The organism is Lawsonibacter faecis, from assembly GCF_014287675.1.
GTDB lineage: Bacteria > Bacillota > Clostridia > Oscillospirales > Oscillospiraceae > Pseudoflavonifractor > Pseudoflavonifractor faecis.
Genome location: NZ_JACOPQ010000001.1, coordinates 424,126 through 449,614 on the forward strand (window position 1 = coordinate 424,126; position 25,489 = coordinate 449,614).

Sequence of the window (25,489 nt, forward strand, 5' to 3'; positions counted from 1 at the left end):
GCCCTCCTGATGTGAGGTATCTGAGGGGGCGGCGAGGAGGCGTCTCCCGCGGGTCGTCATGAAAATAGGGCCTGGTGCGGCATCGCAGCACCGGGCCCTATTTTCAACATCCAATTTTACCGCGCGAGACGCTGGGCGACTTCCTCACCCAGAATCTCCACGAACTCCTCCAGGCTCATGACGCCCTGGTCGCCCCCGGAGCGGCTGCGCACCGCCACGGTGACCCCCTCGGCCTCCTTGTCGCCCAGGACCAGCATATAGGGCACCTTGTCCAGCTGGGCCTCGCGGATCTTCTTGCCGATTTTCTCGTTTCGGTGATCCACCTCCACGCGGAAGCCGTGCTTATCCAGCACGTCCCGGACCTGGTCGGCATACTCCGCGGTGCGGTCGGTAATCGGGAGAATCTTGACCTGCACGGGGGAGAGCCAGGCGGGGAACGCCCCGGCGAAATGCTCGGTGATGACGCCGATGAACCGCTCGATGGAGCCCAGCACCACGCGGTGGATCATGACGGGGCGGTGCTTCCCGCCGTCCTCGCCCACGTACTCCAGGTCGAAGCGCTCGGGCATCTGCATATCCAGCTGGATGGTGCCGCACTGCCAGGTCCGGCCCAGGGAGTCGGCCAGGTGGAAATCCAGCTTGGGCCCGTAGAACGCGCCGTCGCCCTCGTTGATGATGAAGTCCTTGCCCATGGCGCTGATGGCCTTTTTCAGGGTCTCGGTGGCCATGTCCCAGGTCTCCTTCTCGCCGATGTGGTCCTCGGGCATGGTGGAGACCTCGATCTGGTAGGAGAGGCCGAAGACGGAGTACACCTCGTCGAAGAGGCGCACCACGTTTTGAATCTCGCTCTCCATCTGGTCCCAGGTCATGAAGATATGAGCGTCGTCCTGGGTGAAGCAGCGCACACGGAACAGGCCGTGGAGCGCGCCGGAGAGCTCATGCCGGTGCACCAGGCCCAGCTCGGCCATGCGCAGGGGCAGATCCCGGTAGGAGTGGGGCTCGGTCTTATAGACCAGCATACCGCCGGGGCAGTTCATGGGCTTGACGGCGTAATCCTCCCCGTCGATGACGGTGGTGTACATATTGTCCTTGTAGTGGTCCCAGTGGCCGGAGCGGTGCCAGAGGGCCTGGTTGAGGATGATGGGAGTGGAAATCTCCACGTAGCCGTACTTCTTGTGGACCTCCCGCCAGTAGTCCAGCAGGGTGTTGCGCAGAACCATGCCCTTGGGCAGGAAGAAGGGGAAGCCGGGGCCCTCATCCATCAGGGTAAAGAGGCCCAGCTCCTTCCCCAGCCTGCGGTGGTCCCGCTTCCTGGCCTCCTCCAGCTTGGCCAGGTACTCGTCCAGCTCCTCCTTCTTGGGGAAGGCGATGCCGTAAATCCGCTGGAGGGTCTGGCGGCTGGAGTCGCCCCGCCAGTAGGCGGCGTTGCAGGCGGTGAGCTTGATGGCGTTGCCCTTTACCCGGCCGGTGGAGTCCAGGTGGGGGCCCGCGCACAGGTCGGTGAAGTCGCCCTGCTTATAGAAGGAGATGACCGCGTCCTCGGGCAGGTCGTTGATAAGCTCCACCTTGTAGGGCTCGCCCTTCTCCTCCATGAGCTTGAGGGCCTCGGCCCGGGGCAGCTCAAAGCGCTCCAGCTTCAGCTTCTCCTTGCAGATCTTGCGCATCTCGGCCTCCAGCTCGGCGAGCTGATCCTCGGTGAAGGGCTGGGGGGTGTCGAAGTCGTAGTAAAAGCCGTTTTCAATTGCGGGGCCGATGGCCAGCTTCACCTCGGGGTGGAGCCGCTTCATGGCCTGGGCCAGGATGTGGCTGGTGGTGTGCCAGTAGGTCTTGCGGTACTCCGGGTTTTCAAAGGTAAACTGGTTGTTTTCTTCACTCATGATGATAACTCCTTTCACGGACACGGCAGTCCGTGTCCCTGCGCCTTCTGCTCGGTGTCGTAGGGCCAAAAACTTCTTGGTCCCTCGGGGCAAAACAAAACGCCTCACCCCTGATGTGTTCAGGGGTGAGGCGCAAACATACGTCCCACGGTTCCACCCTGCTTACGGCCGTCAGGCCGTCGCTCGCCACGCTGCGCCCGCCTTTTACGGACAGGGCGGATCAGCGCTGTTGTGACCTCTGTAACGGGAGGACCCGGCCCAGCCTAGCCGACAGCGGGATCGGTGGGCGGCTCGGAGGTGGTTATTCTCTGTCCGTGTCCCAGGAACGCTTTCAGCCGATGGCGCTCCCTCTCTGTGGGCCGGAAACAGGGCGTTTTCCCCGTCATTGCCTTCTTGGGTGACACTATAACACCGAACAGGGTGGTTGTCAAGGGGGAGACGGCCGGCAAAAAACGCCGCCCGGACCGACTGGCGGTCCGGGCGGCGTTCTCAATTCAACTTACTGGATGGAATCCTTCAGGGCCTTGCCGGCCTTGAACACGGGGGCCTTGCTGGCGGGGATGGTGATGGCCTCCTTGGTCTTGGGGTTGCGGCCGGTGCGCTCGGCACGGGCGCGAACCTCAAAGCTGCCGAAGCCCACCAGCTGGACCTTGTCGCCATCCTTCAGGGCCTTCTCAACCTGAGCGGTAAACGCGTTCAGGACGGTCTCGCAATCCTTCTTGGAGAGGCCGGTCTCTTCAGCCATGCCGGCGATCAGTTCGGTCTTGTTCATAAATATGGTTCCTCCTGTCAAATCGTTGGTAAAACTAGCTGCGTAGGCTATTATACCGTCTCTTGTTCCAGGATGCAACCACCAAAACCCTGATTTTTCCGCGTTTTGGTGGATTCTTAACAGATTTCCGGCCTTTATAGGAAAATTTTAGCTCCGCCGGCTTCTCAAAACCCGAGGACCGGGGCCGGCCGGGAGGCGGGCGCCCGGAAGCGCACAGCGGCAAACTCCGCCTGGACCGCAGCCAGCCGCTCATTGTTCTCCCGGCGGGAGCCGTTACAGCGGGGGATTTGATAGCGGAAGTCCCCCGGCATCAGGGCGGACATATGATTTGAACGGCGACGGCAAGCTGTCCTGTTGGAACTATGACGCAGTGGAGACAAGCTGCCGGGATGATCCCCTGAAGGACGGGACGATGGTACGGCAGTATGATGTCGGCACCGGACCAAACCGCTATTCCCACCTCTATACCCTGTACCGCTGTCAGGCCGGGGGAGAGATGACGGAGCTCTCCCATATGTTCATCCATGAGTATACCTATTGCGACGGCGCAGCCCCCTCTACCATCTACGGAATCGATGGAGAGGAAGTGGATGAAGCCGTCTTCAGCGCCCGCTTTGAGGCGCTGGTCACCAGCCAGCTCCCGGACCGTTCGGCCTGGACCAGGGTCCAGACAGGCGCCGATATGGGTTAGGCGGCGGCCCCGCTATTTGGATGCACTGCGGGACGGCAGCATCCTGCAAACGCACAAAAGGCAAGAAAACCACGTCATTTATGAGAGGACGGGCCGCAAGCTGCGGCCCGTCCTCTCGGCAATCCGTCCCTCTTCACAGAGGAAACGCATTGCCGCACCAGTCCTGGGACTGGCTCCCAATGACATGGTTGTCTTGTCTTTCTAATTGCAGCGGGCCCTTGCTATATATGCTTTTTAACCGCGTCGCGGACAGTCTTCCAAAGCTGGATGACCACCGTGGGGGCAAAGGCCAGGAGGGCCACCAGCCCCAGCTGGGGGGCGGAGGGCAGAGTCACCTGGAAGAGGCGGTTCAGGCCCGGCACGAAGAGCACGGCCGCCAGAAGCGCCACCCCCGCGGCGAAGGCGCCGAGGCTGGCCTTGTTGCTGGTAAGGCCCAGGGCGAAAATGGACTTCTCACCCCGGCAGTTGAAGCCGTGGAAGAGCCGGGCCAGGGTGAGGGTGGCGAAAGCCATCGTCATGGCGAGACCGGCCCCGCCGGCGTTCAGGCCGATGAAGAACGCCCCCATGGTGGCGGCGGCGATGAGCGCGCCGTAGACCAGAATGCCCAGGAGGAGGGAGCGGTTCAAAATGGGCTCCCCGGGGTCCCGGGGGCGCTGGTCCAGAAGGCCGTCTCCGGCGGGCTCCACGCCGATGGCGATGGCTGGGAGGGAGTCGGTGAGGAGGTTGATAAACAGCAGATGGACCGCCGCAAAGGGCATGGGCAGATTGGCGAGGGAGGTGAAGAGCACGCAGAGAATGCCCGCCATATTGCCGGATAGCAGGAAGTTGATGGCGTTTTTGATATTGGTATATACGCCCCGGCCGTTAACCACAGCCTTGACGATGGTGGCAAAATTGTCGTCCGCGAGAATCATGGAGGCGGCGTCCTTGCTGACCTCTGTGCCGGTGATGCCCATGGCCACGCCGATGTCGGCGGCCTTGAGGGCGGGGGCGTCGTTCACGCCGTCGCCGGTCATGGAGACAATTTTGCCCTTGCGCTGCCATGCGCCTACAATGCGTATTTTATTCTCCGGAGATACCCGAGCGTATACGGAAATCTTCTCCAGCCGCTGGTCCAGGTCGGCGTCGGACAGGGCGTCCAGCTCCACGCCGGAGAGGGCCTGGTCCCCGTCCCGGAAAATGCCCAGCTGTTTTGCGATGGCGGCGGCCGTGACCTTGTGGTCGCCGGTAATCATGATGGTGCGGATGCCCGCCCGCTTGGCGTCGGCCACCGCCCGGACCGCCTCGGGCCGGGGCGGGTCTATCATGGAGATGAGGCCGATGAAGGTGAAGCCGTTCTCATCCTCCAGGGTGGGCGGGCGGAAGTCGGGCAGCTCCCGGTAGGCGAAGGAGAGCACCCGCAGGCCCTGCATGGACAGATCCATATTCACCCTGGAGATCTCCTCCCTGCGCTCGGGGGTCATCTCCACGGGGCCGTTTCGGGTGAGGAGGAAGCTTGAGCGCTCCAGGAGTGTGTCGATGGCGCCCTTGGTATAGAGGGTGGGAACGCCGTCAATATCGTGGAGGGTGGACATGAGCTTGCGGTCGGAGTCGAAGGCCAGCTCCCCACGCCGGGGGTGCTGGGCGCGGTAGGCGATCTCATCAATGCCGATGCGATCCCCCAGCATCACCAGGGCCACCTCCGTGGGGTCGCCGATGTCGCCGGTCTCACGGTCTGTGGTGGCGTCGCTGGCAAGGAGGGCGGCCTTCAGCAGGAGGCGCTGCACGTCGTTGACCAAGTCCAGATCGTGGCCCTCCAGCAGAGAGCCGTCGGCGTAGATCTTCTGGGGGGTCATCTTGTTCTGGGTGAGGGTGCCTGTCTTGTCAGAACAGATGACCGATACCGCGCCCAGGGTCTCCACGGCCTTGAGGTCCTTCATGATGGCGTTCTGCTTCGCCATCTTCTGGGTGCCCATGGCCTGGACGATGGTGACGATGGAACTGAGGGCCTCCGGGATGGCGGCCACCGCCAGAGCCACGGCAAACATGAGTGCGCTGAGGATGCCGTCCTTGGTGAAGAGGGGGAGCTGGTGGTAGAGGTTCAGGGCGAAGACACCGGCGCAGATGACCATGATGATGACGGCCAGCTTCTTGGAGAAATTGTCCAGACTCTGCTGCAGGGGGGTCTTGCGCTGCTGGGTCTGGTTCATCAGGGCGGCCACCTTGCCAAGCTCGGTTTCCATGCCCGTGCCGGTGACCACCAGGGACGCCCGCCCATAGGTGACAAGGCTGCCGGAGAAGACCATGTTCTTCCGGTCGCCCAGGGCGGTCTCAGCCTGGGCAATGGCGTCGGTAAATTTCTCCACCGCCTCGCTCTCGCCGGTGAGGGAGCTCTCGTTCACCTTCAGAGAGAAATTCTCCAGGATGCGGCCGTCGGCCACCACCATATCGCCGGCCTCCAGCTCCACGATATCGCCGGGGACCACTTCGGTGGAGGGGACCACGGTGCGGGAGCCGTCCCGGAGGACCTTGGCGCTGGGCGCCGACATGGCCTTTAGGCTGGCCAGTGATTTCTCCGCCTTGAAGTGCTGGACCGTTCCCAAAATGGCGTTGAGGAGCAGCACCGAGAAGATGACGATGGTGCTCTCCACCTCGCCGGTTGCCATGGAGATCAGCGCGGCAATGATGAGGATAATCACCATCAGGTCCTTGAACTGCTCCAGGAAGACCTGCAGCACCGTCTTCTTCTTCCCCTCGGCCAGGGCGTTGGGGCCGTACTGCTCCAGCCGGGCGGCGGCGGTCTTGGCGCTCAGACCCCGGCGGGGATCGGTATCCAGCCGCTGGGCCGCCTCCCTGGGGTTAAGCGTATGCCAGTGGGTCTTTTCTCCATCCATGTAACTGGTCATTCCTTTCTGCTGTCAATCATCCGCAGAATGGTCATAGCCGGGAATGACCATTCGTACATCATCTGCAGTAACGCAAGGGGGTAAACGGCACATTGGCGGGATGGCTTGCTCCGGGCTTCAGCCCATCCTGCCCCGCTCTCCGCGGCACGTGGAGGTAAATCGCATTTCCTTGGGTAAATTATACTACCGCGCAGAAACCTTGTCAATCAGAGCACTTGGAGAAAACCAACGAATTTTACAGCAATTCTGCCCTGTTTTCAGCCTTTCCGTGCAGTTTACAGATTATTCACAAAGCCTTCACGATTTAGCCATCATTGTCGGTTATTCTAATCATGGATTCAGGAAGAGCGAATCAAACAAAATCCTCCCAACACAACCAATCCCTCTCCAACACCTTTGCAGAACAACACACACACCCAAAAAGCCCCGGCCGAAAGGCCGGGGCTTTTTGGGCCTTTTTTGGTCAGAGCCGCGGCGGCTTCATCCGCCGCGGCTCTGACCAAACTGCATTCCGGCATCCAAACGCTCCCGCCGCAATAAAGCCTTATTTTTCTTCCTCACCCGGCGCCTCGGGCAGGACCACGACCTTGATCTCCATCACCCGGCGGTGGTCCACCTGGGTGACCGTCACGTCCAGGCCGTCGGCGGTAAAGCGGTCCCCCTCCTCCGGGATACGGCCGATCTGCTCCATCACCCAGCCGGAGACGGTATTGGCGTCGCAGTCGCCGCGGATGGAGAAGAGATCGTAGAGGTCGGTAAGGTCGGCGTTGCAGGAGATGAGGTAGCTGCCGTCCTCTTGCTTTTTGAATTCCTCGATGATCTCGTCGTGTTCGTCCCAGATCTCGCCCACCAGCTCCTCCACAATGTCCTCCATGGTGGCCAGGCCTTCGGTCCCGCCGTACTCGTCCACCACGATGACCATATGGGCCTTCTCCCGCTGGAGAATCCGCAGAAGCTCGGAAATTTTGGTGTTGCCGGTGGTATAGAGAACGCTGCTGGTGATGGCCGACACGTCACACATGCCGTGATAGCGGGCGGCGTGGAAGTCCTTCTCGTGGATGACGCCGATGATATCGTCGATATCCTCATGGTAGACGGGCAGGCGGGAGTAGCCGTTCTCGGCGAAGAGCTTGGCGATCTCGTCCATGGTGGCGGTATCCTCCACGGCCACGATGTCCACCCGCGGGGTGAGAATCTCCTCCACCTCCATGTCGCCGAACTCAATGGCGGAACGGATGAGCTCGCTCTCATGCCGGTCCAGGCCGCCCTCGTCCTCGGCCTGGTCCACCATGGTGATGAGCTCCTCCTCCGTAATGCCCTCCTCCCCCGACTTGTGGAAGACCTTCGTCAGCAGCTTCTTCCACTGGGTAAAGAGAAAGTTCACGGGCCGCAGGAGGGCCAGGAAGAACCTCAGGATGGGGGCGGAGAACATGGCGAAGGCCTCGGGCGACTCCTTTGCCAGGCTCTTGGGGGAGATCTCGCCGAAGATCAGAATGACAATCGTAAGTACCACAGTGGAGACGGTGGGACCTGAGCGGTTCCCCAGGAGCTTGACGAAAAGCAGGGTGGCGATGGTGGTGGCGGTGATATTGACGATGTTGTTGCCGATCAGGATGGTGGAGAGCAGCCGGTCGTAGTCCTCCTCCAGTTCGAGGGCCAGGGCGGCCCGCTTGTCGCCGTTCTCCGCCTTGCTCTTCAATCGGACCCGGTTGAGGGAGGAAAAGGCGGTCTCCGTGGCGGAGAAATAGGCCGACATGGCAACCAGGAGCACGAGAACTGCGAGCATGATGATACTGGCACTGTCCATAAGGGAACTAATCACTCCTAATTATTCGTTTCTCTCAATTTTGCGCGCAAAAGGACAGCATTACTCTCTCAAAGTAACGCTGTCCTCACACTTCTTTGGCACTGTACAGTTGGGTAAGGGAGGTTCGTCCACGAGGGCTCACCGGCTCCTTTTCAGTATAGTGGAATGTATTGTAGCATACGCGGCGGAAAAATGCAAGGGGGCCGCGGCGCGCCCTGGAGGGTCGCGCCGAAGGGCGCAAGGGAGCTGCCGCCGGGAGAGCCTTCTCCGTGGGAGGGTCGGGCATACTCCGCATCAGCCCCTTTTTGAAAAAGAGCGCCGGGGCGAGGCCCCGGCGCTCTTCTGTCCTTATTTCGCTGCCGGGGGCGCCTTCTTCTCGTCTTCAAAGACCGCCTTGGCGCTGGCGCAGAGGCCCGCCAGACCCTGGATCTCGGAGGGAATGATAATCTTGGTGGCCTTGCCGTCGGCGGCGGCCTGGAAGGCCTCCAGCGCCTTGATTTTCACCACCTGCTCGTTGGGGTTGGCGGCGTTCAGGAGCTTGAGTGCCTCGGCGGTGGCCTGTTGGACCTTCATAATGGCCTCGGCCTCGCCCTCGGCCCGCATGATGGCTGCCTGCTTGGCGGCGTCGGCCCGGAGGATGGTGGACTGCTTCTCGCCCTCAGCTACCAGAATTTGGCTGGCCTTCTGGCCCTCGGCCTGAAGGATGGACTCGCGGCGCTCGCGCTCCGCCTTCATCTGCTTCTCCATGGCGTCCTGGATCTCACGGGGCGGAATAATGTTCTTCAGCTCCACGCGGTTGACCTTAATGCCCCAGGGGTCGGTGGCCTCGTCCAGAATGGCGCGCATCTTGGAGTTGATGATGTCGCGGCTGGTGAGGGATTGATCCAGCTCCAGATCGCCGATGATATTTCGCAGGGTGGTGGCGGTCAGGTTCTCGATGGCGCTCATTGGGTGCTCCACACCGTAAGTATAGAGCTTGGGGTCGGTGATCTGGAAGTAGAGCACCGTGTCGATCTGCATGGTGACGTTGTCCTTGGTGATGACGGGCTGGGGCGCGAAGTCCACCACCTGCTCCTTCAGCGAGACGATTTTCGCAATGCGCTGGAAGAAGGGGACCTTGACGTGGAAGCCCACGCCCCAGACGGTATGGAACGCGCCCAGCTGTTCGATGACATAGGCCTTGGACTGCTGGACCACCTTGACGTTGGCGACCAGGATACCCAGGATGATGGCGACCACAACCGCGATGGTTATAATGATGACAGGCATAGTTTTTCCTCCCTTATTCTTTCCCGGCGTCTATCTCTCCGCGCGCACAGCCGCGGGCTGTGCGCTGGGGGTGACAATAACCTTGACGCCCTCAATGCGCAGAACCCGCACCTTGGCGCCCCTGGGGACAACCTCGTCCCCGTCGGCCCGGGCGGTCCAGACCACGCCGGCAACCGTAACCTGACCCTGGGCCTTCAGGTTGTCGATCTCCTCGGTCACCACGCCCTCGGCGCCGATGGCGCGGTCGGCGTTGGTGGCCACCCGGCGCGTCTCCGTGGCCCGGCGGGCCATGGGCCGGATGATCAGCAGCGCCACCAGGGACACCGCCAGGAAAACGATGACCTGCACCAGCAGATTGTCTGTAAAGACCGACGTGATCAGCGCGGCCAGCGAGCCGATGGCAAACCAGATGGACACGAGGCCCACGGTGACGCCCTCCACCACGGCAAACACAATCAGGGCCGCGGCCCAGCAGATGCTCGGCAGGTATTGGGTCCACTCCATAAGTATCCCTTCTTTCCAAATTGGAGTTCAGTATGATTCCACGCAATCATATTACCACAGGCGAAACAAATAATCCAGTAAAATAACTGGGAGCGACTCCGCAGGGATTGACAGGAAAAACAGGAAAAGGATTTGCCAATGGCGGAGAAATCAGATATACTTTATTTAATATGTCGTAATGAGAGCGATAATGACCGGATGGTATTTTTCCGGCTGAAGGAGAATTCATGGATCAGTTGCAATTTGTCGTACCCACCCTGTTCGGACTGGAGGGGCTCGTCGCCGAGGAGCTGCGGCGGCTGGGCCTGCCCGATGTGCGTGCGGAGAACGGGCGGGTCCTCTGCGGCGGGACCGCGGCGGACATTCCCCGCCTGAATCTGAACCTGCGCACCGGCGAGCGGGTTCTCATCGCTCTGGGGAGCTTCCCCGCCGGAGATTTCGACGCCCTCTTTGAGGGCACCAGGGCCCTCCCCTGGGAGGACTTCATCCCCAAAAGCGGCGTGTTCCCCGTGAAGGGCCACAGCCTCAATTCCGCCCTCCACTCCCTCCCCGCATGTCAGTCCATCGTGAAAAAGGCGGCCGCCGCCCGTCTGGGCGGGGCTTACGGACTGGAGACCCTGCCGGAGAACGGCGCGCTCTATCAGATTCAGTTTTCCATCATGAAGGACAACGCCACGCTGATGCTGAACACCTCCGGCCCCGGCCTTCACAAACGGGGCTACCGTGCGGTGGGCGTGGTCGCCCCCCTGCGGGAGACCCTGGCCGCCGCCATGGTCATCCTGTCCCAGTACAAGGGCCGGGACCCCTTCTGCGACCCCTTCTGCGGCTCCGGCACCATCGCCATTGAGGCCGCCATGATCGCTAAAAACCGCGCCCCCGGCCTGGACCGCTCCTTCTCCGCGCAGAAGTGGCCCTGGCTCCCCTCCCAGGCCTGGCTGGACGCCGCCGGGGAGGCCATGGACAAGGAATTTGACGGCGAGTACGACATCTGGGGCGGTGACATCGACCCTCAGGCCGTGGCCATCGCCAAATCCAACGCCGAGAAGGCGGGGGTAGAGGATCTGGTGCGGTTCGAGGCGGCGGACGCCGTCGCCTTCCACCGCGCCGCGCCCTACGGGCGCATCGTCACCAATCCGCCCTACGGGGAGCGCATCATGGAGAAGCGGGAGGCTGAGGCGCTCTACGCGGGCTTCGGCCAGGCCTTTCGGGGCCTGCCCCCCGGCTGGCGGCTCTCACTTCTCTCCTCACACACCGAGTTCGAGCGCACCTTCGGCCGCACGGCGGACAAAAAGCGCAAGCTCTACAACGGCATGATCAAGTGCGATCTGTTTCAGTACAACAAGCGGTGAGTTCCGCTGTCCTCTTACACGTTTCCGCCTATTTCCAAAGGAGTCTGAAATGAAACAAAAACTGCTGCGTCCCATAGCCACAGTACTCGTCCTCGCCCTCCTCGCCTCCCCGGCCCTGGCCTGGGAGAAGTCCGGTGAGTACAGCGAGGGTATGGTTCTGGTTACCGAGGGTGATAAATGGGGCTACGCCAACTCCTCCGGCACCCTTGCCATCTCACCCCGCTTCGACGAGGCCGAGCCCTTCGACTTGGGCGCCGCCCTGGTAAAGGAGAATGGCAAATACGGCCTGCTGCGGCAGGACGGGGCCTGGCTGCTGGAGCCCCTCTACGGCTCCCTCACCAGCCTGGGCAGCGGGATTTATATCGGCGAGCAGAACGGGGCCTGGAAGCTCCTCTCCACCGTGCCCATCCCCGACGGCCAGGGCGGGAGCACCAACCAGTTTTTTGAGGACGCCTCCTCCATCACCGTGGAGACTGTGGACGGCGTGCGCACCCTGGTGTTCCGCCGGGGCGCCCCTCCCGCCGAGGGCGAGGAGGACAACGCCGACCGGCTGGCCGTATCCGGCCTTTCAAAGCTGCTCAAGGAGCGGCAGGTGCCCGGCTGGGCCTTTCCCCTGAAAACCGGCCGCACCGCGCTCTTCAGCGACGTCAGCGGCAAGGACTGGTTCGACCTCTGGGTGGATTTGAGCTATAACCTGGGCCTCATGGAGGGGCCGGGCGACGGCAAATTCTGGCCCTACCGCACCCTCACCGTTGGCGAGGCGCTGAAGCTGGCCGCTGTGCTGGACAGCCGCCAGAAGAGTCAGACCTTCCAGAGCGGCGGCAGCCCCTGGTATCAAAACGCGGTGGACTACTGCGTCAAAAACGGCATTATCACAAGCAGTACCTTCGACGACTACGCCCGCCCCATCACCCGGGCTGAGATGGCCCTGGTTTTCGCCGCTACCGCCCCCCTGAAGGATGCCCTGGACCTCAACGATGCCCGCAGGGTCCAGTCCTCCATCCCCGACGTGGCGGCAGGCGATTTCGCTGCCTCTTCCATCTTCGCGCTCTACTCCAAGGGTATTGTGAGCGGCAGCGACAAGCAACTCACCTTCCGGCCGGACGCAGTCATCACCCGCAGCGAGGTGGCCGCCATCGTGGCCCGGCTGGCCCGGCCCGAACAGCGCCTCTCCCTCTGGCCCACCAGCATCAGCTACTACCGAAGCGCCGCGTCGGAGCGCTGAGCCCCCGCAATGTTCTGTACCTTATCAACTCAAGAGGAGAGGGCGCAATGAAGCACCTGTTCATCGTCAATCCCGCCGCCGGAAAAAAGGGCAGCACGGACGATCTGGTCCACCGGATCGAGGCTGCCTTTGAGGGCCGGGACTACGAGATCGCCTATACCCGAAAGTGCGGGGACGCCGAGCATCTCACCCGCGCCGCCGCCCAGGCCGGCGGGGAGATCCGGGTCTACGCCTGCGGTGGGGACGGCACCCTGAACGAGGCGGTGAACGGCGCGGCAGGCTATGAACACGTCGCCATCACCAACGTGCCCAAGGGCACGGGGAACGATTTTCTGCGCATCTTCGGCAGGGGCTACCGTGAGGGGTTCTCCAATCTGGCCGCCCTGGCGGACGGGCCCCAGGCGGCGCTGGACCTGATGGACTGCAACGGCAAGCTGGGCCTTGGGGTCATCTGTGCCGGAGTGGACGCCCGGGTGGCCGCCGACGTACATAAATATAAGGCCCTCCCCCTGGTTACCGGCACGGGGGCCTACGTGCTCTCCCTGGTGGTCAACGTCCTCTTCAAAGGCATCGCCCGGCCCACCACCGTGGACATGGGAGACGTCCACCTGGACGGGGACACCTCCATCATCTGCATCTGCAACGGACGGTACTACGGCGGCGGCTTCATGCCCGTGGGCGAGGCCCAGCCGGATGACGGCGTGCTGGACATGCTGGTGGTGCCCAAGGTCAGCCGGACCACCTTTTTCCGTCTGGTGGGCAAATACGCGAAGGGCCGATACAGGGAGTGCCCCGATGTGATTTTCGACCACCACGGAGACACAATTACCTTTTCCTCACCGGCGGATATTGTAGCGGTGGTGGACGGCGAGGTTATGATCGACAGGGCGTTCACCGTGCGCCTCTCCGAGCGGAAAGTCAACTTCTTCTATCCTCCGGACATGTTCTGGCGTGAAAGTTTACAGACTGCTAACATTTCAAAAGGGTCCATTTTAGAAAACGCGAGATAATTAAAGAAAATTCGAGCTTACAGTATTATCAGCGAGCTATTTTAGATTCCATCGGATTTTTACCTGAATTCAAGGGGAAATCCGGTGGATTTTTACTTGCACATTTGGCTCGTCGACGCTATTATTATAAGTGCGTTAGCACTCCTACAAAATGAGTGCTAATCCATGAAACAGTTTTCAAAATATACTCATATATGAAGGAGGAACCTCACATGAAACTTAAACCCCTGGCCGATCGTGTGATCATCAAGATGGTGGAGGCCGAGGAGACCACCAAGAGCGGCATCATCCTCACCGGCGCAGCGAAGGAGAAGCCCGAGGTGGCTGAGGTCGTCGCTGTAGGCCCCGGCGGCATGGTGGACGGCAAGGAGATCGTCATGACCGTCAAGGCTGGCGATAAAGTTATCACCAGCAAGTACTCCGGCACCCAGGTCAAGGTGGACGGCGAGGAGTACACCATTGTCAAGCAGGGCGATATTCTCGCGGTTGTGGAGTAATTGCTCCCTGCGCGATAACCTGCAGGGCGGAGTCTCTGCGCCCCGCAGGCGGCACCCGATTTATCCCAAAAAATCGGGGCGGCACGGAGCCGCCCCTAAAAGATTCTCAAATATGGAGGTAATTGATATGGCCAAAATCATCTGCTACGGCGAAGAGGCCCGCCACGCTCTGGAGCGCGGCGTGAACCAGCTCGCCGATACCGTTAAGATCACCATGGGTCCCAAGGGCCGCAACGTCGTTCTGGACAAGAAGTTCGGCTCTCCCCTGGTCACCAACGACGGCGTTACCATTGCCAAGGAGATCGAGCTGGAGGACCCCTTTGAGAACATGGGCGCCCAGCTCGTGAAGGAGGTCTCCACCAAGACCAACGATGTGGCCGGCGACGGCACCACCACCGCTACCCTGCTGGCTCAGGCCATCATCCGGGAGGGCCTGAAGAACCTGGCCGCCGGCGCCAACCCCATGATCATGAAGAAGGGCATCGCCAAGGCCACCGAGGCCGCCATCGAGGAGATCAAGAAGAACTCCAAGAAGGTCAAGGGCAGCGAGGACATCGCCCGCGTGGGCGCCGTCTCCTCCGGCGACGACACCATCGGCAAGCTGATTGCCGAGGCCATGGAGAAGGTCAGCCACGACGGCGTTATCACCGTCGAGGAGTCCAAGACCGCCGAGACCTACAGCGAGGTTGTCGAGGGCATGCAGTTCGACCGCGGCTATATCACCCCCTATATGTGCACCGACACTGAGAAGATGGAGGCCGTTCTGGACGACGCCCTCATCCTCATCACCGACAAGAAGATCTCCAACATCCAGGATATGCTGCCCGTCCTGGAGCAGGTGCTCCAGAGCGGCAAGAAGCTGCTGGTCATCGCCGAGGACGTGGAGGGCGACGCCCTGAGCACCCTCATCGTCAACAAGCTGCGCGGCACCCTGAACGTGGTCTGCGTCAAGGCCCCCGGCTTCGGCGACCGCCGCAAGGAGATGCTGCAGGATATCGCCATCCTCACCGGCGGCACCGTCATCTCCTCCGACATGGGTATGGAGCTGAAGGAGGCCACCCTGGATATGCTGGGCAAGGCCCGCCAGGTGAAGGTCCAGAAGGAGAATACCATCATCGTGGACGGCGCCGGCAAGGCGGCCGACATCAAGGCCCGCGTCGGCCAGATCCGCGCCCAGATTGAGACCACTACCTCCGACTACGACCGCGAGAAGCTCCAGGAGCGCCTGGCCAAGCTGGCCGGCGGCGTGGCCATCATCCGTGTGGGCGCCGCCACCGAGGCCGAGATGAAGGAGAAGAAGCTCCGCATCGAGGACGCTCTGAACGCCACCCGCGCCGCCGTGGAAGAGGGCATCGTGGCCGGCGGCGGCACCGCCTACGTCAACGCCATTCCCGCCGTGGAGAAGCTCCTCAAGAGCTCTGAGGGCGACGAGAAGACCGGCATCCAGATTGTTGCCCGCGCGCTGACCGAGCCCATGCGCCAGATCGCCGCCAACGCCGGCATCGACGGCAGCGTGGTGCTGGAGAACGTCAAGAACGCCAAGAAGACCGGCTACGGCTTCAACGCCCTCCGGGAGGAGTACTGCGACATGATTACCGCGGGCATCGTGGACCCCACCAAGGTCACCCGCTCCGCACTGGAGAACGCCGCCTCCGTCTCCGCCCTGCTGCTGACCACCGAGTCCCTGGTTGCCGACAAGCCCCAGCCCCCCGCGCCCCCCGCGCCCGCACCCGACATGGGCGGCATGTATTAAAAAACCGCTCAACCCATTGCAATCCCTGGGGTCTCAATTGAGTAAGTCCTTGATTCACACCAAACTTACACCATTTGGGATTGCATTTGATATGGACAAAGTAGCTCCTACCAATTGCGGTAGGAGCTACTTTTGTGTCTGTAATCTTAACTTGATTAATTTGTCATGGTACCATCTTTTATATGGTAGTTAACACCCCGCTGAGTACAAAAATCAATTATATGCTTTGCTTGTTATATGAAATCTTTTTATGGCCTGCATATGCAGATGCTTCCTTGCAGCAGTTGGTTCGCCGGAAAATCATTTTATCTGTAAATAAGACTGCTTCAAGTAACTCATCTAAGTCTTGCTCAATTAATTAGGCGTTGGGTATGGCTCCATACTAGCCCAAGTTTTGCACACCCTTTCATGTAGCACACGCAGTGCTTCAAGGCGCCCCTTATATGGGACCGCTCCCGGTTCAATGCGCTCACGGTACTCCTCATTAAGAGATAGTTTACTTCTTTATTATTTTAATGCTTGTTGCGGCTACATCTTCGTATCCGTACATAAACGGAGCTGTCGCGAAACAAAGGTGCAATAATTTAATTTTATCTTTATACTTTGGAATTTCCTTGTCCAACCGCTCAATAGTTTGGAGGTTTTCCTTGAAACTTTCATAAATTAAAAGACCCGACAAAAAGATATGCTTTCGCTATGACCAGGAAACCGATCAGTGGAATATGTATGAGGATGAGGATGGCAGGCAGAATGCTGTGTATAACATCCAAGTTGATAGTTGGGTTCCAGTACGCGGCAACCCGGTATACGCAGATCAGTGATAAGAATGTCCGGGTGGTGCTGACGCACCATGTCCAGCGCGGACGGGCCGTTGGAAACCATACCCCGGACGTCCCAGTCGGGCAGAAGCTGGTTTAGCCCGCACAACCGCGCCTTGTCATCCGCGATAATTACCTTGAACATAGTCGATCCACACCTCTCCCAAGGGTGCCACGCCCATGACCTGACGCACGGCACAAAAAGCACGCGATATGCATTGCTGCATATCGCGTGCTTTTTGCTGGGGCACCCCCTTTGGAGAAGAAGGCATTAGTATTGCAGCTCCAGCGCTGCAAAGGCATCCTCAGCCGCTGCCAAGGCCCGACTCGCCGTTTCCACAGAAAACAGGTCCAAGAGGGCATAAGCGGCTGTCCGGTCTATCGGCCAAAGAGCGGACAGCGCATCTTCCATCGTGCTCATCCGCTGTGCTGCATCCGTCTCAAAGGTCTGCTGTATCTGTGAGAGCAGCGTCATATTGGGGCGGTACCTGCGCGAGGTCAGCAGTCCTACGTCTTTAAATACCCACCATGCCGACTTGTCCTCCCCCTTCCTCGTTTTCGTCTGAGAGAAGCGGGCGGGCAGGCGGCCTGCTCCGGCGGGGATGGGAAAATAGAAGCTGGTGTGCGGGTTGGAAAGCGCTACCCACATAATACCGCCGAAGGCATCGGGCAGCCATGAGCGCAGATGAGCCACCATGCTGGCGACTGTACCGACTTGAGCCAGACTGTAGCAGCACGGCCCGTCGTGAAATGGATCCCCAAATGGCCCCGCTTCCGGGACGGTGGTAAGATCGTGGCAGGTACCGGCATACACATCGCGAAGGACTGCCTTCACATCGTCTACATTCAGCTTTTTTGCCGGGCGAACCTGGTAAATCAGCTCATTCTCCGGCAAATCACGCCTAGCATAGAGGGACATTGCCCGCCAGCGGCGGTACATATTAAGCTTGTCCAACTCCGGCCCCCACTCATTGATGCTCTTGTCCCGTCCATAAAGACCGGAAAAATCGAAATGTGCCGGCTCTCCACCCCAGCCCCGGGCTGCGGCATACTCTGCCAAACCTCTGGAACAGAGGACATTTTCCCGGTCGTTCAAGTCTGCGTCATGGATTCCCAGGCAATTTACCCGGACGGAGGCCATGTCATCAGGCACTCGCTGAGCCACCCAATGGTGTCCGGGGGCCAGTTCCAGCCACCAGCCTTCCTTGGGGTCGGCAACGGCGAAGACCGCGACCCCTTCGGCCCCTTCCCAAGAGGACGTATTGAAGCCGTATTGGGCTACAAGTTCCCCCACCAACTCAATAGCCTGCCGGGCAGAGGCCGCCCGTTCCAGGATTATCCAAGGGATATCGTCCGCCTCCAGAGCGGCGCCGGAAGCGTCGATGGGCTGGAATGCGTGAACTCCCGTCTGAGCTACGGCCACCTGATACTCGTTCATTCCCTCAGCCCAGGCGTCGGACCGGTGTCCGATGGGGTAGACGCAGCAGGTATAGTGATAAGCAAAGGTAATCTCCGCCTGGGGGATCTCAAATCCTCGGACTGTTCGAAACGACTCGTCCCGCCCATGCTCCATGCGGGGCACATACCGCAGCCGGCCGGGTGTCCGGTCCCAGTCGTTATTGGCGCCCAGAAGGACGGAGCCATCCTCCGTAGCGTCCCTCCCTATAATGGTACAGGTACACATAGCGCCGGCCCTCAATCGTTTCCGGTGCGGAACGTGTCCACGCTCCTGATGTACCCGCTCCGCTTTCCAATGGTACAGAGAAGGGCATAGACGACGGCTGTTGCGATCATGGAGTAGGCTACGGCCCCCAGAGTGTCCATCATCCAGCCGATCCTGCCGAATACGAAATAGATAACGGCGCCGAAGATGAGGGCGAGCATACCGCACCAGTTGATTCCGTTGCTGTACCAGTAGGGGCCGTTGCGCTTGCTCAGGAAGCGGATATCGTACTCGCCCCGCCGCATAATGAAGTAGTCCACAATTATGATGGTACCGATAGGCGGGAATACTGCGCCCAGATATCCCAGGAACACCTGGAACGCATCCAGAAAGCTGCCGGTCACCATAGGGATAAGGGAAATCAGAACCATCAGGGCCGACAAAACGCCAGTGACCACTTTTCCCCTGGCTTTGGGCGCGATATTTTCAAAGGCCTGCACGCCCACAAAGAGATTAATGACGTTGGTGGTAACGGTCGTCAGAATCAGCACAACCAGAGCAATCCAGCCAAAGCCCAGCTGGGTAACCACAGTGGAGGGATCCGAGGCATTGGGATCGAACATACCGGTGCTGACGGCAACGGCGATAGTGGAGACCGTGCCAACCAAGGTGAACCAAACCATGGAGAAGGTGGCTCCCAACACCGGGGACGCCACAGCAGTGGACGGCTTCCTGGTATAACGGGTAAACTCTGCCAGGCAGGTCACCCAAGCCAGGCTAAAGGCCAGGATATTGTCGATACCCAGTCCCAGCGGCATTGATACCTCCGCAGGGGGCTTCCAGGATATGATATCCGCCACATTGAACGTGGTAAAGACCACAAAGGTAATGATAATGGTCAGGGCCACCAGCAGGATGCCGCTGACACGTTCAAAAATCTTGACGGACCGTGAGCCGCCGATGATAACTGCGCCGATGGTCATGGCGCTCTGTAAAAAGATTCCAATGAGCATGGTAATGGTATCGCCCTCCATACCGTAGGCAGGCATACCAGTGACCGCGTTGAGGATATAGCTGATAGAGATGGCTGCGATGTAGGTGTTGCACGCGCACCAGCCCAAATAGGGAAACAGGAGGGCTACAGACGGGACCTTGCTGCCCCGAATGCCCAACGGCACACGGGCCAGGCCCATAGATGTGGTGCCAATTTTATATCCCATATACCCCAGGGCGCCCATGCAGAGATAAGCGATTGGGTTGGCGATGAGGGATACACCCAGCGCCCCCATGAAGCCTAACGATGCGATACAGCCGCCTACATACCAGGTAGACGCATTGGCGTTGCCGCCGATAAAGGTTAGAAACAGATCCCAAAAACCGTAATGCCGCGCTTCCGGCGGTGGACATTCATCGACTGCATACTCACGTACGACAGCTTCTTCCTGCTGATTTTTACTCATAAGCTTGAACCTCCCCGTAATTGATGATACGTTCTCCGGGCCTCATACATGGTCAGGATACTGGGGAAGAGGTGTGCTCCTTCGATGTGCTACCGCCGGATATAACTCGGCCTGCGGTCGGGTCCCGGACAGTTCTTACAAGAATCCATGACTACCTGTCCATCGATCATCACGCACCCAATCGCGGGCATATCGCCGGCCTTTAATGTGGCGTTGAGATCTGTGGCCGGATAGGCCGCCTGGAGGAAGAGCAGATCGGCCCTGTAGCCTACCTTGACTTTGCCGTAGTCCAGGCCGTAGCAGTCTGCCACGTTGCCAGTACCCATACAGATACAGAGCGCCGGGTCCAGATCGCGTTTGCCGTTGCATACGGCCGCAAGCCCCATCCAGATGCCCATGGGCGAGTAGCCCGCTGCGGAGGGCGTATTCGTGCCGATCATCAGCCTGCCCAGCTTTCCCGCCGAGGAGCACTCCTCCACAATATTGACCAACGTGCGCATATTGCCATCTGCGGTCAGGTCATAATAGAAGTCCCCTGCACGGATGACCCGGAAGATATCGCCGTCGCTCATGGGCGTGGGGCCGCCGTTCAAGTGGCAGATGACATCCGGGCCGATTGCAAACAGGGCGTCGGCATCGTATCCGGCGCAATCACGCGAGGATGGGCCGCCGGAGTGGGCGGGCACGATAAAGCCGTTGGCCTTGGCCATACGGGTGAGTCTTGCGGCTTGTTGTATATCCTTGACAGGACCATGCCCCACCTCCGCAATCATATTAACGCCTGCAGCGGCCATCTGCGCAAAGTCATGATCCTCCAGACCGTCCACCAGCATCAGGGCGCCGCCCTGAATCCTTGCCCCACGGACCCGGTGGTTTTCCCACATCTCCTTGCCCAGAATGGCCAGCGCCTTGCTCCCATCTACTGTGGAAGGCAGACCCGGCATCCTGGCGCCCAGAGAGAGCATGCTGGTGATGCCGCCGCCCATATAGTCCTCCACGATGTCGCAGGCCTTATACTGGGGCAGATAGTCGTTGATGGGCATATGGCTGTGTGCGTCAATCATACTCGGGGAGACGAATAGGCCTTTGGCATCCAGGATCTCGTCGGCGGTGTGAATCAATTCGGTCCGTGCCGCGCCGATATACCGTATGACGCCGTCCTCCGCCCAAATGACCTCTCCGGATGCTATCGGGCAGGCGATGTCGCCTGTCATGATGGGACCGCAGTTGGTGATGAGAACCTTTTTCATATCTTCCCCTCCCCTCATACCTGTATGCGGACTGCTGCGCGCTTGGGCGGGGCAGTATTGACTGCAGCCCCCTCGTGCATGACAGCTCCGTCAATCAGCACCATGCTGACGCCGGGAACGGTCCCCTCGGCAATCGAGGCCCCGGCGTCGTCCCCGGTGCCGCCCAGAGGAGCGTCGCAGATAATGAGATCTGCGCACTTCCCCTCCGCCAGGGTGCCTACATCCTTTAGCCCGATGGCGCGGGCTGTGTTTCCCGTAGCACAGGCCACAGCCTGTGGGGGAGGCAGCTTGGCCGTGCCGGAGAGAAGGCAGACCATCTCCCAAATTCCCCTGGGAAAGACCCCTAGTCCCGAGGGGGCGTCGTTGCCAAGCATGAGGCGGTGCAGCTCGTTTCGTTCGCGGGCCTTATTCACCACCTCCACGGTATTCTTCAGGTTCGGGCACTGGGTGCGGCAGAACTCAATCGAAGCGCCGGTGTCCCGAAAGAAACGCTCAATGGTCTCCGCGCTCAGGTCCGCATAGGTTACATGACATATGACATCGGGGTTAAGCCCCACCACGGTGTCTGGGTCCATAACGGCAGATCCATACAGGTAGGTGGAGCCGCTGTGGCACAAGAATTTTATACCGTACTTATGGCCCCAATCGATCATGTGCTTGGTGTTGTGGACACGGTTGGCACTGCCCAGACCGATCTCCCCTGTGTGAGTAATGCCTAACTCGGCCAGTTCTCGAAAATCCTCCTCTGTGGTGTCTGCCATGAGGATAAAGGCGCCCGCGTAGACCTTCATACCGGAAGGCCTCAGATTGTTATATGTCTTGAACGAAAGCGTCGCCATGGCCTTCTGTCCGGCGGCGTCCTTCGGTTTGCCCGGGATATGCGTCTCCCCGGCGGAGACCAGACCGGTGACGCCCGCCCGGACATAATTGTCGATCCAGCCAAGGGCTGTCTGACGCGGGGTCCATTCTCCCAGGACAACATGACAGTGGCTGTCCAGCAGGCCCGGCATAACGGTGGTCCCCATGGTGTCTATTACCTCAGCGCCTGCTGGAGCGGCAAGCCCTTCTCCAATGGCGGCGATCTTTCCATTCTCAATGATGAGGGAATCCCTATTAAGAACAGGTTGATAGATGTCCCCTGAATACATTGTGCCGATGTTTCGTATCAGAGTTTTGCTCATTTCTGATTCATCCCCCTTATGATCAAGACGCCCGGCGGTGCTCTATCCCTCCTGCCGGGTAGTTGCCTCTTGAGCAAGCCGCGCCAGATAGTCGGCCATACCCTTGCCGCCGATGCGGGGATGGGGTCGGCCGCCGTCAGTCAGCGCCACAATAACCACCAGTTCGTCCGCTCTGGGCGCGTCAAAGACGCCCGCCTCCGGAATGGTATCATAGTGGCTTCGCAGGGCCGCTTCATCCCGGAAGCCCAGGGGAATGTCAATTTTTCCACCGGGATTGCCCACCTTTTTGTTTCCGGGAATCAACGCCCGGCAGGGCAGTCCTATGGCCTTGCGCATTGCGTAGCCCAGTTTGGGGTGGAGGATCGCTCCGCCGTGTTCCAGCTCGCCGTCCATACCCACAATACAGGCCTTTCCGTAACTCTCCACCGCCCCGCCCAGCTCCTCCATACCAATGCGGCAGAGTCTGTCACCCAGTTCCTCGCCGATGTCAAAGATAGGCGACAAATTCTCCTCATACCGCCCTGCCATAGGATTTTTTATGACCGCCGCCACGGTAACGCGGCGTATGGTCTTTTCCGTACTTTTAAAGCCCTCGAAGTCCACGTCTTCTCTTGTCACCACAAGTTTCCTAATCTCAACCGGCATATCTCCGTCTTCCTTTCTTTCATTACGATAGGTGCTGGTAAGCCAGGCAAGAAAATTTAGTCGGTGCTTGCTTAAATATATTTCAGCAGAGGAATTTTACGCAGGCGCACACCGGTTGCGTCATAATAGGCGTTCAGAATGGCAGGCTGTATCGGCAGCAGCCCCAACTCCCCGATTCCCTTGGCGCCAAAGGGGCCGGAGGGGTCATAATTGTCCACAAACGCCACTTCAATTTCAGGCGTGTCCGCCATTTGGGGAATCTGGTACTTGACCATGCTGTCGGTCTTAATAAAGCCGTCTTCCAGTTCAAACTCCTCCCGCAGGCCCTGTCCCATGCCCATCAGGAGTCCGCCCTCGCCCTGCCGCTTGGTTGCTTCAGGGTTAATGGGGGTACCCACATCAAAAGCGGCGTACATTTTTATCACCCTGACCGTATTCTTCTCCGGGTCCGCCTTTAACGCGACCAATGCGGAGACATAGGAGTTGGTATGGTGGGTGCGATACTCTTCCGCCGGAATTGCTCTGGAGCGGTTGGCGTCCTCCAGCGGATAATAGGTCCTGGGCATCCTTGCCTTCTCCACCACCTCAAAGCTGCCCCCAACCCGCTCCTTAAATTCTTTCAGGCCGCAAAGCGTCCAACCCGTGCCCTCATCTACGATCTTTCCGTCCCGAAACACGGCATTGCCCCCGATGAGTCGTTTTGCCGCCTCTGTGACTCTGCGGGCGAAGGTTTTGGCGGCGGCCTCCAGTGCCGTACCCCACAGTATCAGTCCTCGGGAGGCCATAACATGGGCGCTCCACGGGGTAAGGTCCGTCTGCAAGTCAGAGAGAATATCGATGTCCTCATACCGCAGCCCCAGACTGGCGGCGGTGATTTGGGCCAGCCCTACCAGCGTCTCGTTACCCATCTGGGCGCAGCACGCCTTCATCTGTACCCGTCCGTCATCCAGCAGCTCCAGCCCCACCCGTGTCTCCTCAGCCGGACCAACCCCGCCCAGGATATGCCGCCAGCCGCTGGCAACACCAATGCCGATGGCAGGGTCCTGCTCCTTGAGCGGGAGGAACTCCTCATAATACTTTTTTTCCACGGCGTCCAGTGTTTTCAGATAGGCATGGCCCTCAGGAATAATCATCCCGGTAGCCGCCTCGGAGCCGGTGCGCAGGCCATTGATACGCCGGATGGTAAAGGGGTCCATCTTCAATTTGCGGGCCAGCTCGTCCAGAGCCACCTCTATGGCAAAGATGGTCTGAGGCGAGCCGTAGCCCCGCATAGCGCCGGAGGTCAGATTGTTGGTGTAGTACACCTTGCCATCAAGAGACATGTTTAATATTTCATAGGGTCCGGTGGCATAGGAGACACCCTGGGGCAGCACACGGGGTGAAAAGGATTTATATGCCCCGCCGTCGGACACCATGTCGTTCTTCAAAGCCGTGATGCGCCCCTCTTTGTCTGCCGCCAGCTTGATGCGGCAGGTCCAGGGGTGGCGCTTTGTGGAAAAGCGGTAGGAGTCCTTCCGGCTGACGGCGACGGACGCGGGACGTCCCAGCTTCATGGCCGCATAGGAGACCAGTACGGGGAGAGGGTGTCCATCCTTTCCGCCAAAGGACCCCCCCAGCGGAGTCTGATGGACATTAATCCTGCATTCGTCGATGCCCAGATAGGCCGCTGTTGAGGCCCGTTCGCCAAAGGGCCCCTGGGAGACGGTATAGATATCCATCCCGCCCCGATCATTGGGCACGGCGGTGGAGCATTCGGTCTCAATGTAGTTGTGTTCAATACGCTGGCTGTAGTACTCCCCCTGCACTACAGCCGCCGCATCCCGAAACGCGGTATCTACATCACCCTTTCGAATCGTACAGCGGACGGAGACATTGCCATCGCAGTCTTCATGGACCAGCGGGGCTCCGGAAATCCGGGCCTGTTCCACGCTGAGGACATTCTGTAAGAGCTCGTAGGTTACCTTCAGTCGGCTAGCGGCATATTCAGCCTGTTCCTGCGTATCGGCGTAGACAATGGCCACCACCTCACCCACATGACGCACTTTGCCGTACGCGATGATAGGCATATCCTTTTGGAGAGGGCCAACCATGGTTATTGGCGTAGTCTTGTAGCACTGGACGTACTGCACACCGGGCAAAGCCATACAGGTGTCCACGTCGATGTCCACCAGCTTGGCATGGGGGTACTCGGCAAAGACCAGCTTTCCATATACCTGGTTTTCAAAATAGTAGTCGCTGCAGAATTTGAGTCTGCCGGTAATCTTGTCCACCGCATCCGGCATATTGTAGGAGTTGCCGATCACCCGGTCCGGATCGTTACCGTTCTCATCCGTCCAACGCTCGCCCCGCAGGATGGCAGCGGCACGCTCAATGGCCTTGAGTACCCGCACATAGGACCCGCAACGGCATAGAACACCCTTGAACGCCTTATCTATTTCCTCTCTGGTGGGAGTCGGATTAGCCTCCAGCAGAGCGACCACGGTCAGGACCTGCGCAGGGGTGCAAAAGCCGCACTGCATAACGCCGCAGGCCAGAAAGCTCTCCTGAACCGGGTGGAGTTTTTCTCCCCTTGCCAGACCCTCAATGGTGGTAATCCTTTTCCCCAGGAGGGTTTTGCACTTTAACACGCAGGAGCGGCGGACCTTGCCATCCACAATCACGTTGCAGCTCCCGCACTGACCCACATTACAGCCGCACTTGGTCCCGGTCAGTCCATGCCTCTCCCTCAGCCAGCGGAGCAGGGTCATTTCATAGTCCTGTTCCTCCAGGGCATACGGCGTTTCATTGATCAAAAGATGTTCCATTTTGCTCCCTCCTTTCACATGGTTGCCTA

18 protein-coding genes are annotated in these 25,489 nt (G+C 59.7%); 6 read left to right on the top strand and 12 right to left on the bottom strand.

Annotated features, from left to right (window positions below):
* Positions 1 to 116 precede the first annotated feature (116 nt).
* Positions 117 to 1,877, bottom strand: a complete 1,761-nt coding sequence (gene thrS / locus H8S62_RS01930) for a threonine--tRNA ligase (protein ID WP_186918304.1) — start codon at positions 1,875 to 1,877, stop codon at positions 117 to 119.
* Between the two features lie 499 nt (positions 1,878 to 2,376).
* Complete coding sequence (locus tag H8S62_RS01935) at positions 2,377 to 2,649, bottom strand: HU family DNA-binding protein (RefSeq protein WP_155146966.1); 273 nt, start codon at positions 2,647 to 2,649, stop codon at positions 2,377 to 2,379.
* Positions 2,650 to 2,977: 328 nt separating this feature from the next.
* Between H8S62_RS01935 and H8S62_RS01940 the strand changes: the two genes are divergently transcribed.
* Positions 2,978 to 3,340, top strand: a complete 363-nt coding sequence (locus tag H8S62_RS01940; protein ID WP_186918305.1) for a hypothetical protein — start codon at positions 2,978 to 2,980, stop codon at positions 3,338 to 3,340.
* A 221-nt stretch (positions 3,341 to 3,561) separates the two neighbouring features.
* Here the strand turns inward: H8S62_RS01940 and H8S62_RS01945 are convergent, their stop codons facing one another.
* The 4 genes from H8S62_RS01945 to H8S62_RS01960 all read right to left on the bottom strand — a co-directional run bounded on the left by H8S62_RS01945 (position 3,562) and on the right by H8S62_RS01960 (position 9,805).
* Positions 3,562 to 6,213, bottom strand: coding sequence for a cation-translocating P-type ATPase (locus tag H8S62_RS01945; RefSeq protein WP_186918306.1), 2,652 nt, complete (start codon positions 6,211 to 6,213; stop codon positions 3,562 to 3,564).
* Between the two features lie 556 nt (positions 6,214 to 6,769).
* The gene (locus H8S62_RS01950) at positions 6,770 to 8,032 is read right to left on the bottom strand and encodes an HlyC/CorC family transporter (protein ID WP_186918307.1); all 1,263 of its coding nucleotides are present in this window, start codon (positions 8,030 to 8,032) and stop codon (positions 6,770 to 6,772) included.
* A gap of 348 nt (positions 8,033 to 8,380) precedes the next feature.
* Positions 8,381 to 9,301: an SPFH domain-containing protein gene (locus H8S62_RS01955; protein WP_155146952.1), complete on the bottom strand. Its 921-nt coding sequence runs from the start codon at positions 9,299 to 9,301 to the stop codon at positions 8,381 to 8,383.
* Between the two features lie 30 nt (positions 9,302 to 9,331).
* Positions 9,332 to 9,805: an NfeD family protein gene (locus H8S62_RS01960; protein ID WP_186918308.1), complete on the bottom strand. Its 474-nt coding sequence runs from the start codon at positions 9,803 to 9,805 to the stop codon at positions 9,332 to 9,334.
* Between the two features lie 227 nt (positions 9,806 to 10,032).
* Here H8S62_RS01960 and H8S62_RS01965 point away from each other — a divergent pair, with 227 nt between their 5' ends.
* The 5 genes from H8S62_RS01965 to groL all read left to right on the top strand — a co-directional run bounded on the left by H8S62_RS01965 (position 10,033) and on the right by groL (position 15,639).
* Complete coding sequence (locus tag H8S62_RS01965; protein WP_186918309.1) at positions 10,033 to 11,154, top strand: THUMP domain-containing class I SAM-dependent RNA methyltransferase; 1,122 nt, start codon at positions 10,033 to 10,035, stop codon at positions 11,152 to 11,154.
* Between the two features lie 49 nt (positions 11,155 to 11,203).
* Positions 11,204 to 12,379, top strand: a complete 1,176-nt coding sequence (locus H8S62_RS01970; protein WP_186918310.1) for an S-layer homology domain-containing protein — start codon at positions 11,204 to 11,206, stop codon at positions 12,377 to 12,379.
* Between the two features lie 47 nt (positions 12,380 to 12,426).
* Positions 12,427 to 13,389 carry a diacylglycerol/lipid kinase family protein gene (locus H8S62_RS01975; protein WP_186918311.1) on the top strand — a complete coding sequence of 321 codons (963 nt, stop codon included), beginning with the start codon at positions 12,427 to 12,429 and terminating at the stop codon, positions 13,387 to 13,389.
* A 212-nt stretch (positions 13,390 to 13,601) separates the two neighbouring features.
* The gene (locus H8S62_RS01980) at positions 13,602 to 13,886 is read left to right on the top strand and encodes a co-chaperone GroES (protein ID WP_155146940.1); all 285 of its coding nucleotides are present in this window, start codon (positions 13,602 to 13,604) and stop codon (positions 13,884 to 13,886) included.
* 127 nt (positions 13,887 to 14,013) lie between these two features.
* Positions 14,014 to 15,639 carry a chaperonin GroEL gene (gene groL, locus H8S62_RS01985; RefSeq protein WP_186918312.1) on the top strand — a complete coding sequence of 542 codons (1,626 nt, stop codon included), beginning with the start codon at positions 14,014 to 14,016 and terminating at the stop codon, positions 15,637 to 15,639.
* A 1,089-nt stretch (positions 15,640 to 16,728) separates the two neighbouring features.
* Here groL and H8S62_RS01990 read toward each other — a convergent pair.
* From H8S62_RS01990 to H8S62_RS02015, 6 genes are all read right to left on the bottom strand, one after another.
* Positions 16,729 to 18,141: a C69 family dipeptidase gene (locus tag H8S62_RS01990; protein ID WP_186918313.1), complete on the bottom strand. Its 1,413-nt coding sequence runs from the start codon at positions 18,139 to 18,141 to the stop codon at positions 16,729 to 16,731.
* Between the two features lie 11 nt (positions 18,142 to 18,152).
* The gene (locus H8S62_RS01995) at positions 18,153 to 19,580 is read right to left on the bottom strand and encodes a cytosine permease (RefSeq protein ID WP_186918314.1); all 1,428 of its coding nucleotides are present in this window, start codon (positions 19,578 to 19,580) and stop codon (positions 18,153 to 18,155) included.
* 89 nt (positions 19,581 to 19,669) lie between these two features.
* Positions 19,670 to 20,830 (bottom strand): amidohydrolase family protein, encoded by a 1,161-nt coding sequence (locus H8S62_RS02000; RefSeq protein WP_186918315.1) that lies wholly within the window; start codon positions 20,828 to 20,830, stop codon positions 19,670 to 19,672.
* A 14-nt stretch (positions 20,831 to 20,844) separates the two neighbouring features.
* Positions 20,845 to 22,011 (bottom strand): amidohydrolase family protein, encoded by a 1,167-nt coding sequence (locus H8S62_RS02005; RefSeq protein ID WP_186918316.1) that lies wholly within the window; start codon positions 22,009 to 22,011, stop codon positions 20,845 to 20,847.
* 42 nt (positions 22,012 to 22,053) lie between these two features.
* Positions 22,054 to 22,656, bottom strand: a complete 603-nt coding sequence (locus H8S62_RS02010; RefSeq protein WP_186918317.1) for an amino acid synthesis family protein — start codon at positions 22,654 to 22,656, stop codon at positions 22,054 to 22,056.
* A 71-nt stretch (positions 22,657 to 22,727) separates the two neighbouring features.
* Positions 22,728 to 25,460 (bottom strand): molybdopterin-dependent oxidoreductase, encoded by a 2,733-nt coding sequence (locus H8S62_RS02015; protein WP_186918318.1) that lies wholly within the window; start codon positions 25,458 to 25,460, stop codon positions 22,728 to 22,730.
* Between the last annotated feature and the right edge of the window lie 29 nt (positions 25,461 to 25,489).

Excerpts from the sequence above, each read along its gene's own strand:
- H8S62_RS02015 (WP_186918318.1), bottom strand. The coding sequence starts at position 25,460 with ATGGAACATCTTTTGATCAATGAAACGCCGTATGCCCTGGAGGAACAG.
- H8S62_RS01975 (WP_186918311.1), top strand. The coding sequence starts at position 12,427 with ATGAAGCACCTGTTCATCGTCAATCCCGCCGCCGGAAAAAAGGGCAGC.
- H8S62_RS01965 (WP_186918309.1), top strand. The coding sequence starts at position 10,033 with ATGGATCAGTTGCAATTTGTCGTACCCACCCTGTTCGGACTGGAGGGG.
- H8S62_RS01970 (WP_186918310.1), top strand. The coding sequence starts at position 11,204 with ATGAAACAAAAACTGCTGCGTCCCATAGCCACAGTACTCGTCCTCGCC.
- H8S62_RS01955 (WP_155146952.1), bottom strand. The coding sequence starts at position 9,301 with ATGCCTGTCATCATTATAACCATCGCGGTTGTGGTCGCCATCATCCTG.
- H8S62_RS01990 (WP_186918313.1), bottom strand. The coding sequence starts at position 18,141 with ATGTGTACCTGTACCATTATAGGGAGGGACGCTACGGAGGATGGCTCC.
- H8S62_RS01980 (WP_155146940.1), top strand. The coding sequence starts at position 13,602 with ATGAAACTTAAACCCCTGGCCGATCGTGTGATCATCAAGATGGTGGAG.
- H8S62_RS01995 (WP_186918314.1), bottom strand. The coding sequence starts at position 19,580 with ATGAGTAAAAATCAGCAGGAAGAAGCTGTCGTACGTGAGTATGCAGTC.
- groL (WP_186918312.1), top strand. The coding sequence starts at position 14,014 with ATGGCCAAAATCATCTGCTACGGCGAAGAGGCCCGCCACGCTCTGGAG.
- H8S62_RS01935 (WP_155146966.1), bottom strand. The coding sequence starts at position 2,649 with ATGAACAAGACCGAACTGATCGCCGGCATGGCTGAAGAGACCGGCCTC.
- thrS (WP_186918304.1), bottom strand. The coding sequence starts at position 1,877 with ATGAGTGAAGAAAACAACCAGTTTACCTTTGAAAACCCGGAGTACCGC.
- H8S62_RS02000 (WP_186918315.1), bottom strand. The coding sequence starts at position 20,830 with ATGAAAAAGGTTCTCATCACCAACTGCGGTCCCATCATGACAGGCGAC.
- H8S62_RS01950 (WP_186918307.1), bottom strand. The coding sequence starts at position 8,032 with ATGGACAGTGCCAGTATCATCATGCTCGCAGTTCTCGTGCTCCTGGTT.
- H8S62_RS02005 (WP_186918316.1), bottom strand. The coding sequence starts at position 22,011 with ATGAGCAAAACTCTGATACGAAACATCGGCACAATGTATTCAGGGGAC.
- H8S62_RS01945 (WP_186918306.1), bottom strand. The coding sequence starts at position 6,213 with ATGGATGGAGAAAAGACCCACTGGCATACGCTTAACCCCAGGGAGGCG.
- H8S62_RS02010 (WP_186918317.1), bottom strand. The coding sequence starts at position 22,656 with ATGCCGGTTGAGATTAGGAAACTTGTGGTGACAAGAGAAGACGTGGAC.
- H8S62_RS01960 (WP_186918308.1), bottom strand. The coding sequence starts at position 9,805 with ATGGAGTGGACCCAATACCTGCCGAGCATCTGCTGGGCCGCGGCCCTG.